Raw genomic sequence first — 10490 nt, forward strand, 5'->3', positions numbered from 1 at the left:
GGACAATCTTGCCCGCCGTCAGGCAGAAACTCCACTTACCGCCCTGTCCAGATTTCCGGAGCCAGCTCTGGAACATGATGGACGAAAAAGCTTCAGTGTTGAACTAGTCGAACGCAGCTTCAAGGACATCCGGGCATTGAACGACGACTATCGCGATGAGTTCCCTTTCGGTGCGGTTGACCGGGCGTCTGAACTTCAGGCACAGATCTATCACACAATCGCCCGCCCCTTCGTCAGAGCTGCAGTCACAACCTTCACGGCCCAAGCTAGCCGAAGTGTTCACCCGGAGCGCCTGTCGCGAGCGCTAATGTCTTCGCGAAATCTGATGCTGGCTGGCTTCAAGTCCATAAGCGAGCAGGTTCGCCAGTCTCGAGCCAAGGCCAGAGTAGATAATCCATTCCTGCTGGCGGAAGCCTTGTATGTGCAGCATATCGCACATGCGATGATCTGCTGGCGCGACCTGCGCGACATGATGTATGAGCTGATGTTCCACAGCATGTGGAACACTCCTTTGCAGCACTATTTTAGTGATCGCTACGAAGTGCAGGCGAGGCAAATGACGCGAGAAGAATTGAGGTCGCGCCCGGACGTTCAGTTTGCGCTTAAGATGATCGCGACCGGCGGCTTCATCGAGGCCGTCATCCGCATTATGGCGCTGCTTGTGAGCGATCGCGGCGGTATCCGCCGCGACCGTCTCGATCGCTGGTCACGCGTCCTGACGGAGAACGAGCCGTTCCGCTCTGTCCCTTCTGACCGTCTGACTACAATCACTCGCCAACAGACCATCATCGCCACTTTGGAACGGGAGCAAGCAATCGAGACCCTGCCATTGTGCTGGATGACTCTGAGGAGCGCCGCCGCGCCTACCTGGTCGCACGCTATGTACCCGGTCCCATCGCGGAAATGTCGCCGAAGTCGATCGACCTCCTAGGGCGGTTTGCTCAGGTGCTTGAGCAGCCGCCAATCACCGGCGATGTTACCGAAAATCCTTTGGCGTAAATGAAGGCTGAGTAAAGCGTCGATGCTTGGCGTAAAGGATGACCATTGGCTTGAGCGCCAGGCGTGGCAACTGAGGGCAATGTCGATGCGCCTCGTAGTTGGCACAGGATTTGAAGCCAGTTCGTCCTGCACGTTGTACTCTGACGCTTACGGCTGGAGCGGCCAAACATGTTCGACGCGCGCCTATTGTGTGTTCCGGATCCTGAGCGCTGATGGTACGGAGGGCTCGAATTCAAGAATTGACTTGACGAAAGAAGTGAGCAGATACCGATGCGTTCCCTTTGCAGATAAGAACCAGCCGCGCTGAAGTCGTCGAATCTGGCGACTTCCTCCGGACCGAGCAGAGATATTAGTTGTTGGGGCACTTTCTCCCTGCCGAAATCCGCAGAATGGAGTTCTTCGCCGTGGACCACGATACCATCCGCGCCGAGCTGATGTACTTGGAGTCCCTTGGCTCCCGAATCTCGGGCTCAAAGAGCCACGATCAACTTGTAGAGCATGTCAAACAGCAGTGGGCCGACTTCGGTATGCGAGTTCACGAGGACGTCTTGCATTTCGATCGCTGGAGCATGGCTGCCGAAAATCCCGACGGTCTGCGTCTTAAGATCGACGGGCGCGACATAGCGATCTCTTCGGTCTTTCCCTACTCGGGGACCACCGGCCCCCTAGGGACCGAGAAGCAGTTGTACAGATTGCGCGGTCCAATACCGCGATGGAGCAAAGCGCGCGGAGGAATTGCGGTCGTCGAGGTCCGAAATCGGGAGTTCCCGTTTGATGCGGCGGTCAAGACTTGGGATCGGGCGCGTGCATGGGGCAAGACCCCTATGCCGCTGCTGCCTGCCACGTTCGCCGGCCTCGGTCTGGCGCGTGCTCGACGAGCTGGCGTTGAGGCGGTGATCTTCGCCTGGCGTGGCATAAGCACTTGCAACGCCAAAGGACAGTACTTACCGTTCACGTTGCCCTACCAGAACATTCCAGCGGTCTTCGTGGCCGGAGACGACGCCGACTTTGTGTTGGACGCCGCCTCTCTGGGCAGGCAGGCGATGCTCATCGTCGACGCCGTGATCGACCGAGACGGCACCATGCGAACAATATGGGCGGCCGTGGAAGGTAACAGCGCAGCCCACGAAACTGTGCTCGTGGTAAGCCACAGCGACGGTACAAATATTGTCGAGGAGAACGGCCACATCGGTTTGGTCGAACTCGCGCGCCTGGTGGTCGCTCAACCATTGGCACGCACCGTCATCTTCGTGTTAACAGCTGGACACCTTCGAATCCCGGCGGTCACTGACTATGGCCAAGCCACTTCGCGCTGGTTGCGGGATCACCCACAATGGTGGGCTGGTGGCCCGGGAGATCGCCACGCGGTGGCGGGCCTGGTGATCGAGCACCTCGGCGCTCGGGAATACCGGGACAATCCCCTCAAAAACACCTACGGGCCGACAGGCAACCCCGCACCCGAACTGCTCTACGCCTCCACCGCGCAGCTGACGGCGCTTATCGAATCAGAGTGGCGTACAACCGGGCAAGCGCCGAGAGTGTCGGCCCCAAACGCGCTCATTCAGTTCGGCGAAGGCCAGCCGCTCTACCTAAAAGGCATCCCAAACATCGCGCTCGTAACCGTGCCGCAGTACCTGTTAAGTATTGAACCGGGCGACTACGTCGACGTCGCTCTTCTGGACAGACAAGTCAGCAGCTTCGCGCGACTGCTGCAACGAATTGACACCATGCCCAGCAACGAAATCGGCACCGTCAAGATGACTACACCACTCGCGAAAGCGGCCGCCGCGCTGCGCGCGATTGGCATTCTCGCTGGCAGCTCGTTGCATTGCCGATGAACCGCCTGCACCAAGCGGCAAACTTATGAAGAGCGTAATTAGCTCGGAGCTCCAGCCAAGCGAACCGATAAAAGCGCCTTTTCGCGTTCGCTTCTTGCTCGGGAGCTATGCGGGATTTTGGGTGATGAGGCGATCAGGCGGCGTGGTTTGCCGGCACGTGGATGACCTCGATGCCGTCGTTGAATCTGACACCTGCGATGACCTTGGGCAACTGATTTGTGCCTTTGAGCCGCCGCCAGGTCTTTGAAGCGGTGATCACCAGCTTGAACACCATCAGCTTGGCGCTGGTCGGCGACAACGAGCCCTTCGTCCGCACGGTTCTGTGCCGCACAGTCGCGAACACGCTTTCGATGGGGTTGGTCGTGCGCAGATGATCCCAATGCTGGGCAGGGAAGTCGTAGAAGGCCAGCAGCGCGTCGCGGTCCTTGGCGAGGCAGTCGACCGCCCGGCCGTATTTGGCGCAGTATTTCTCGGCAAAGACGTCGATCGCCGCTTCGGCGGACGCCCGGCTCGGCGCCCAATAGACCTCGCGCAGATCCTTCTTCATGGTGGCCTGCACCGAGAGCGGGACCTTGTCCAGGACGTTGACGGTCTTGTGTACCCAACATCGCTGGTGCCGTGTGCCGGGAAAGACCTCGTCGAGCGCCTTCCAGAAGCCGAGCGCGCCGTCGCCGACGGCAATTTCCGGCGCGATCTGCAATCCGCGCTGTTTGACGTCGATCAGGAGTTCGCGCCAGCTCTGCGCGCTCTCCCGGACGCCGACCTGGAAGCCGATCAGTTCCTTCTTGCCTTCCGGCGTCGCGCCGATCAGCACCAGCATACATTCGCCGTGGTCTTCCATGCGGGCCTGCAGGAAGACCCCGTCGGCCCACACGTACACGTATCGCCGCGCCGACAGATCGCGTCTCTGCCAGCGCTCGTACTCGCCCTGCCACTCGGCCGTCAGCCGGGACACCACCGCCGGCGACAGGTTCGGCGCATCCTTGCCCAGCAGGGCCGTCAGCGCCTCCTGGAAGTCGCCGGTCGAGATGCCGCGCAGATAGAGCACTGGCAACAGCGCATCCAGACTTCTGGTTCGCCGCGCCCACAGCGGCAGGATTGCCGAGCTGAACCGGATGCGTTCGCCTTCGCTGGACGCTCCACGGTCGCGAACCTTCGCCCGCGCGACCTCGACCGGGCCGACGCCAGTCTGGATCGTTCGCGTCGGGCCGTAACCATGCCGCACGACACGGGCGCGTCCGTCGGCAAGCTTCAAATCATTCACCGTGGCAAGAAATGTCTCGACTTCGACCTCGACGGCCTGTGCAAGAAGCTGCCGCGCTCCGGCGCGCAGGATATTGGTCAGTGGATCATCGATCTCGTCGGGCTGACGAAGCGGGACAATGTTGCTAGTATCGTTCATGGCGTATCGCTCTCCTCGAGAGGTTCTGGCAGGCTCGACACCCGCCTCGATACGCCGCCTATCTCATTCCGTCAGCACCCACTTTCCCGCATAGCTCATCTTCATCCGAGCGAGTCCTCTAACACCGAATGAGGTGCTTGGCATCGACGTTGCATGCGACAGATAGAGAGGCCTATCGAGTTATCATCATCGTCGGTGAGCATACTTCACGGGAATGAACGCACGATCGTCAAGCTCATTCTGCACCACAGAATTGAGGTGCAGCGCGCAGAACTGTACGCGTCGTCGGCGAGACGATCATGATCAGCGCTCTATGAGCCGAGGGATCACCGAGCTGCATTGGAGGTTGCATCATCGAGGTTGCATCATCACAGTCTCTTCAGGATGCTTCAAAAACCGAGCACTGTTGCTGAGATGAGTTAGCTGAATCTACAGTTGCGTCCAAACACTCCAAGAGCGAGGAGGAATGCGATGCCCGAGGTAAAAGGTATTCCTCTTGATGCGCCTCTCTACCGTGGGAGCAGAGACCGTGGCAGCGCGTTTCTCGGCTGCCAAGCCATAAACCTTGTATTCAGCGTGGGGAGCGAGGTGTCCTCTCTACTACCGAAGGGATTAGTACCCGTAGCAAACCCTGCAATCGCCGTTGTGGGGGTCGCGAGCTATCCCTCAAGCACTGTGGGGCCGTACTTGGAGTGCTATTCAGGAATTCAAGTTCGTGATCCCGGCGGTGAGACCGGCTTTTACATTCCTTACATTTACGTGACAACGAATGATGCAGCGCTTGCCTCGGGACGAGAGGTTCTTGGTGCTCCAAAAAAGCTGGCGCACATTACTCTGATTAGAGAAGGTGGCCTAATTCAGGGTACGCTCGAGCGTCCAGCTGGCAAGCGCCTGCTGACTCTTACCGCTCAACCGGACCAGCGCATGAGCTCGAGTTCGCAACAGATGTTTTCTGCGCGGACGTATTTCTACTCGGTTCGGCATTTGCCCCCCATCAATGAGCGCGGGAAGGGCGCAGTAACGCAGCTCGTCAAATGGTGCACCGCGCGAACGTTGCGACGCGACGAGCTTGGCGATCAAGTTCAATTTACTGGACCCATCTCCCTAACTTACGACTCACCCTCGATTGTCGATCCCGTGCACAATATTGCACTTGGCGAACCCATGCTTGGCACATACGAGGAGTATGACGCCAAGCTCGAGGTCATTGATATCCTTTCGGAAACCGCAACTCCAGGCAAATAGTGATCGATAAGCTTTAGAGTTCATCGGATCCTGAGTTCAGCCGCGGGCTCTTGGCGTGCCCATTGATGGGCCATTACAGCGACGCAAGCTAGGGTCCTAACGCACTGCATGAAACACGCAAGGGAGAAGGCTGCCGCGTGCGCCCGCCGCGGGGCGACTTCTCGGTGGCGAGTCGACGGAGAACGTCCGCCTTTCATCGCCATCTAACGCCCGAGACCATCAACGCCGTCTACGCCGACGGCTATGAAAGAACCCGTTGGCTCTCCTATGCCAGCTATGCTGCGCTGGTGCCCCTCCACAGCTGCCGAGCAGCCGCGGGCACGTGCGTTGCGTCGTTCGGAACTAGCCGCTTGGTCAGTGCCATGCCAGCGGCGACCTGGTCCCCGCGCAGCGACGTGGCGACCAACGGGTGCCAGCCTCGAAGCGAAGAAGACTGCTCATGCGGCATAATCCGGCTTGCGGCATAATCAGCGAGCTCGCGGATGAAAAGCGGTGATCATCACTGCTGCAGACTGCGAATATGAACAACGTCGATCATTCGCATGATCACCACAACGCTTCAGCGTATCCCTAATGGCTGGCCCAGGACAGAAATCGAGGCGCTAATGCCAAGGAACCCACGCCGCCAGCGGCCTTTGGCTCGCGGCTTCCGAGTTCTTTCAAGGTGCGCCTGCAGCCACGGTGCGGACCGGCACATAAGCAATGCTGTCGCTGCTCCGATCGTGGCCTTATAATACAAATTGCGGGCACCAATGCCTGGACGGCCTTCCTGCTCTTACACCCGCGTCCGTTTTCAGCAAACGGCGACAATGAGCTGACCACCGGCCGCTCGAAAATGCTTTGCTCTACCGAAGGCGCATTGCCATCAGAACTGGCCGATCAGACGATCTTGGGAAAGTACTAGGCGACTGCCCCAAGCTCGTCGTCGCTTATATGATCTACACGATTCGACTGCTCAACGCTGATGTTGTTGTATCTTGAGATTATCCAACAACTTCGAGCCTTCACTGAACGATCTCGACCAAGATCGCTCTGCCAAGTCCAGATAGCTTTTCAGCAACTCGGAGGGCGTTTTGACCTCAGCAACGACTTTTAGAAAATTGGCGTGATCGTGCAAAGAGGAAGCAGTCAATCTCAAACCGTCTTTCAAAGCCGCCGCGAAGAAGTTTGTCGTTGCTTCGATCGACTTCTGCCAATCTGCAAACACGAATGAAGCGCGCGTGGCTGCCGTCGACTGCTTAGTGTGCTCGGCGGCGCCACCTGGCCCAGCAGCCGATGCCTGGGTCACTTGCGGCGCTTGCTGTGTACGGCGTTTCTCGTCTTCAGCTACGCTCGATGCCATTGAACGTCTCCTCTCTGAACTGTAACGTTGTGATTGGTTTCGCGGCTCAGCTCAATCAACCTTCAGAGGGTAACACGATCTCCAATATGGGACACCTGCCACTTTTGGTAGCCCTGATCGCAAGGACCTGACTTAAGGACGACATTTGACGTGACCAATGCTGGAGGCGGATTGTTCAGTCTGCCAGATTCCCGGTAGGTGCTCCGATGGCTATAATTCGCGGAGAGTCTGAATCGGCATGTCGCAAAAGCCGTGTAGAGAGCGGCCAGTGGGTCTATGGCGTCGGCGAAGATGGTGTTCAGGCGTTCTGCGACTTTGGCATCGAAAACCTGATCGAGTTCGTCAGGTTCCACAAAGAAAACCCCAAGCTGCTCAGCGCTGGCACGGGAATGAACCAACCAGCCTGCGGCCTACACCGGCTACACCGGATCGGCGCACCGGCGGGTGCTTTCGCGTACAGCGGCGCATCCGACCATTGCGCCGTCCATGGGTCGGAGCCAAAAGGTAGTTCAAGCCGATCTTTCCGATGTGATAGTTGCTGGAGAGGCCCGTTGTGTTCGCCGGAAGAATTGCGAACGGCGGATTCTGCTCCGTCGGAGGAGTCGCGACACTCGGTCCGCCGAAATGCAGATAGTCATACTCAGCTTTCACCGACCATGCAGGCGTAAGCGCTTGCTCGACGCCCAGCCCGATGGTGGCGCCAAGGCGACCATAGTCGAAGTGGGCTTTCTCCTGTGGCGACCCGCCTTCGAAGTTGTTGACGACGTCGCCCCGGTTGTTTTGCCAAGCGACGCCTCCCTTGAGATAGGCCGGCGTGTGGCCCAGCGCGCCAAACGCGTAACCGACGCGACCGGTCCCGGTGGCAAAGACGTTGGGACCTGCCTTGCAGTTTGCGCTCACAATAAAGCCGGAGGCGGCGAGGCAGGTATTTGTCCCGTCGGAGACAGCACCGCTGGCATCCAGTTCGACACCAAATACCCAACCGTTCTTCTGCCAATTGTAGCCGATCTGGCCACCGGCGAGGAACACTGGGGTATCGACGACATCGCCATAGATCGACGGACCGTAGGGATTGCTGAAGGAGGTGCGGCCGTAGCCGCCGCCGACGTGCCCGCCAATATAGCCGCCGGTGGCAGTTTCACTCCTGGCTCGAGGTCTGCCGCATTCGTTGCATCGGTTGCGACGAGCGCAATTGTCGTGGCTCCCAAAAGAAGAACTCCAGATCGCATCCAACACGTCCCTGTATTTTCTCGGTCCACGACCGAGCGCCCTTAAGTTATCGCGCAGCAAAACCGTCGGGGCGGACCAGACGCTAACACCGACGCGCGCCGAGTCCGTCCCGAAGACCATCGCACTGCGATTGGTGATGATGCGGCAAAGAGAGCAAGTCGCGTGCCGAAGTGAATTCGCGGGCTCTGCAGGCACTTCGTCGCGGCGTCCGGCGTCAAGTTGCTGACAATGGTCTCAATGCCGACAGCCAGCGCAGCCGGTGCAGTACGTTCGGCTACCGGGACCAAGCGCTCAAGATCGAGCTGGCCGGATTAGACGAGACCTGCGCCGACAAGGGCACGGCCGATGATCGTGATCGATGCGCCGCACTTCCACGCTGCTGTAGTCCTAGGACCGACAAGCCGCGTGATCCGAACACACCCCATCCTCAGCTACATGCTCGGCTGGGATCGGCAGCGCGTGGTCTCTGATGCCGAGCGCAAGGGATGGCGCGCGACGTGGGTCGATTGACCCGCGCGAGGCCGCCGAGGGCCATCGATTGCAAAGGTACTTTGGGAAAGCCGAGGCGGCCCGGGATCGCGGGACTGCGCACCTTCACTTTCGGCCTTTGACTGCGCTGCGAACCAGCTAGAAATCGGCCAGAAGACGCGAGGAAAATTGGCGCGGAAATGGACGCACAAAGCCGCAGTCGAGCTGTGGCTCATCGGGCGAATGCGGCCTTAATTAGCGCAATTTGCGCCAGCAGTCGCCAAGGCGTGTCTCAGAAAGACCCATAAGACGACTTGAGTGTCTTTTGTCCGTGTTGTGTAGCACCAGTGTTCGTTCCCCTAGCGGAAGACGTGCGTACGCGCGCCCCGGGCCGGGAGGTATTTTGGCAAGCCCGACTCTCACGTGCATGTGCCAATCTGGCGCCTTCATCGTATGCCTACGGCGGCGAAGCACTAGGTCATTCTTCAAGCTCATCAAGCAAGATGCGCTTGTCGTGGAGCTCCCTGAGGTACTCGGCAATCGAACGCTGCGTCTCCTGCCATTCGATGCGTTCTTCCGCGGTCCAAAGGAAACACTCAAGTTTGAAGCGAGCTTTCTCAGCCTCTGCGAATTCATTGTAAAGTGTGATATCTCGCTCCACTTCTTCGAGCTGTTCACGAATGGTCCTTGGCATAGTCGGCCTCTGGGGCTTTGCCTCCAGCCAGTGGGCGTATTCATCTCAATTTGCGCGATTTAGCAACTACTCATTTTCTCGGTGCGGGAAGCTGACGCAAGGCGCTACTACCGCAAAACAGGCTTCGTATTTGGCTTCACGAGGGCTGAATAACGGTCCGTGTTTTGGAACGCCACCCCGATAAAGTCTCCCTGTCGCCACGTGAGGCGACAAGGAGAGGTGGTGCGAAACCCATCGAAAGAAAGCGAAAACTCCGTCGGCAGAAGCGTGAGTCCGTTAAGCTGAATGCCAGCGCCTCTACTGGATAGATCACGCACCAGGCATGGCTCGGAGGTGATGTGTCCCGGAATTGAGAGAAGAACCTCTCGCCACACCGACTGCCTTTCGAGGGACCGCCGGGACCAATTCTTCCCTTCACGTTGACGGACCTTTTCTTGCAAATCCTTTAGCTCTCGGTACTGGCGCTCCAGGCTCATATCCCTCATTCTCCGTTATTCTTGTTGGCGCTTCCCACATTATTCCGAAACCCAATAACCATCGCGATAAATTCTGTAGAGCGATCCTCAGGTTGAGGGAATTCCGGACGACTACCGTTTGTGGCCGATCGCGATTTCGCGGTTGGACCCGTAGCTTTCCGGGCCTTGAATGGCACTGCTGGCCTCAACGGTGGAGATGGCGGCAATGGTGCAAAATACCACGGTAGGCCTGTGGCCGCTCGCCGCAGAAAGGACTGTCAGTGGCTGGGGTGGAGGTGTTGTGTAAAGACGATTGTGTAAGGCAAATTGTCCTCCCGGTGTGTTCCTTCAGTATGTCAAAAGGCAGGATTGAGCGGATGGTATTGCCACAGCAAGGCCGTTAAATCTTCATAATACCCCACCATCTTGGTAGGTGCGTCGCAGTTCGCCTTCGGCGATAATGCCTCATCGCGACCGTCACTCGTAAGGGGCGGAAGCATGTGAATCTGCCCACCAAGATCGCCCCCTCGAATTAACGCCAAGAGATCACCATCCAAGCCGCTAGAATAGCTTTCGCGATAGCCATGACGGCAGTGGTAGCTGCGGGGGCGTTCTTTGCTATCCGCCTTTTGATTCGATTCTACGGATAGGGTCCCGCCGCTGCACCTCCAGCCGAACCGACCACAAATGGAGGCCGTGTCGTGATGGCGAATGAACAGGATGTTATCATTGGACGTATTGCCGAGATCGAGATCGACAAGTCGGCTGCCATCATAGTTGAGCAGATAGATGGTGAAATCTCCATTGCCATCGCGAG

Annotated in this window: 10 protein-coding genes; 4 read left to right on the forward strand and 6 right to left on the reverse strand. The window is 58.3% G+C overall.

Features of this window, described 5'->3' with window-relative positions; all coding sequences use genetic code 11:
- Positions 1–931, forward strand: a 931-nt coding sequence (locus tag ACM42_RS08530; protein ID WP_271527517.1) for a DUF3141 domain-containing protein, incomplete at its 5' end; no start/stop codon positions are given.
- A 457-nt stretch (positions 932–1388) separates the two neighbouring features.
- Positions 1389–2837 (forward strand): hypothetical protein, encoded by a 1449-nt coding sequence (locus ACM42_RS08535; protein WP_036046590.1) that lies wholly within the window; start codon positions 1389–1391, stop codon positions 2835–2837.
- A gap of 133 nt (positions 2838–2970) precedes the next feature.
- Here the strand turns inward: ACM42_RS08535 and ACM42_RS08540 are convergent, their stop codons facing one another.
- Positions 2971–4239: an IS256 family transposase gene (locus ACM42_RS08540; RefSeq protein ID WP_036046588.1), complete on the reverse strand. Its 1269-nt coding sequence runs from the start codon at positions 4237–4239 to the stop codon at positions 2971–2973.
- 471 nt (positions 4240–4710) lie between these two features.
- Here ACM42_RS08540 and ACM42_RS08545 point away from each other — a divergent pair, with 471 nt between their 5' ends.
- Entirely contained in the window at positions 4711–5484 is a 774-nt protein-coding gene (locus ACM42_RS08545) for an acetoacetate decarboxylase family protein (RefSeq protein ID WP_109146014.1), read from the forward strand.
- 955 nt (positions 5485–6439) lie between these two features.
- Here ACM42_RS08545 and ACM42_RS08550 read toward each other — a convergent pair.
- Together ACM42_RS08550 and ACM42_RS08555 are read right to left on the reverse strand one after the other, a co-directional pair.
- Positions 6440–6826 carry a hypothetical protein gene (locus tag ACM42_RS08550; RefSeq protein WP_036046585.1) on the reverse strand — a complete coding sequence of 129 codons (387 nt, stop codon included), beginning with the start codon at positions 6824–6826 and terminating at the stop codon, positions 6440–6442.
- A gap of 372 nt (positions 6827–7198) precedes the next feature.
- Positions 7199–8062 (reverse strand): outer membrane protein, encoded by an 864-nt coding sequence (locus ACM42_RS08555; protein WP_225126637.1) that lies wholly within the window; start codon positions 8060–8062, stop codon positions 7199–7201.
- Between the two features lie 339 nt (positions 8063–8401).
- On the opposite strand from ACM42_RS08555, the gene ACM42_RS08560 reads away from it, so the two are divergent.
- Positions 8402–8566, forward strand: coding sequence for a hypothetical protein (locus ACM42_RS08560; protein ID WP_157785314.1), 165 nt, complete (start codon positions 8402–8404; stop codon positions 8564–8566).
- A gap of 436 nt (positions 8567–9002) precedes the next feature.
- On the opposite strand, the gene ACM42_RS08565 is transcribed toward ACM42_RS08560, so the two are convergent.
- From ACM42_RS08565 to ACM42_RS08570, 3 genes are all read right to left on the reverse strand, one after another.
- Complete coding sequence (locus ACM42_RS08565; RefSeq protein WP_036046582.1) at positions 9003–9218, reverse strand: hypothetical protein; 216 nt, start codon at positions 9216–9218, stop codon at positions 9003–9005.
- Positions 9219–9325: 107 nt separating this feature from the next.
- Complete coding sequence (locus ACM42_RS38660) at positions 9326–9703, reverse strand: PilZ domain-containing protein (RefSeq protein WP_369424078.1); 378 nt, start codon at positions 9701–9703, stop codon at positions 9326–9328.
- A 326-nt stretch (positions 9704–10029) separates the two neighbouring features.
- The coding region (locus tag ACM42_RS08570; protein WP_271527520.1) for a hypothetical protein at positions 10030–10490 on the reverse strand (461 nt) is incomplete at its 5' end.

Origin of the sequence: Bradyrhizobium sp. CCBAU 25338, from assembly GCF_028128965.1 — a bacterium.
In the GTDB taxonomy this organism is placed as follows: domain Bacteria; phylum Pseudomonadota; class Alphaproteobacteria; order Rhizobiales; family Xanthobacteraceae; genus Bradyrhizobium; species Bradyrhizobium liaoningense.

Bases quoted from the DNA above. Each gene is read 5' to 3' on its own strand.
- ACM42_RS08535 (WP_036046590.1), top strand. From the start codon at position 1,389: ATGGAGTTCTTCGCCGTGGACCACGATACCATCCGCGCCGAGCTGATG.
- ACM42_RS08540 (WP_036046588.1), bottom strand. From the start codon at position 4,239: ATGAACGATACTAGCAACATTGTCCCGCTTCGTCAGCCCGACGAGATC.
- ACM42_RS08545 (WP_109146014.1), top strand. From the start codon at position 4,711: ATGCCCGAGGTAAAAGGTATTCCTCTTGATGCGCCTCTCTACCGTGGG.
- ACM42_RS08550 (WP_036046585.1), bottom strand. From the start codon at position 6,826: ATGGCATCGAGCGTAGCTGAAGACGAGAAACGCCGTACACAGCAAGCG.
- ACM42_RS08560 (WP_157785314.1), top strand. From the start codon at position 8,402: ATGATCGTGATCGATGCGCCGCACTTCCACGCTGCTGTAGTCCTAGGA.
- ACM42_RS08565 (WP_036046582.1), bottom strand. From the start codon at position 9,218: ATGCCAAGGACCATTCGTGAACAGCTCGAAGAAGTGGAGCGAGATATC.
- ACM42_RS38660 (WP_369424078.1), bottom strand. From the start codon at position 9,703: ATGAGGGATATGAGCCTGGAGCGCCAGTACCGAGAGCTAAAGGATTTG.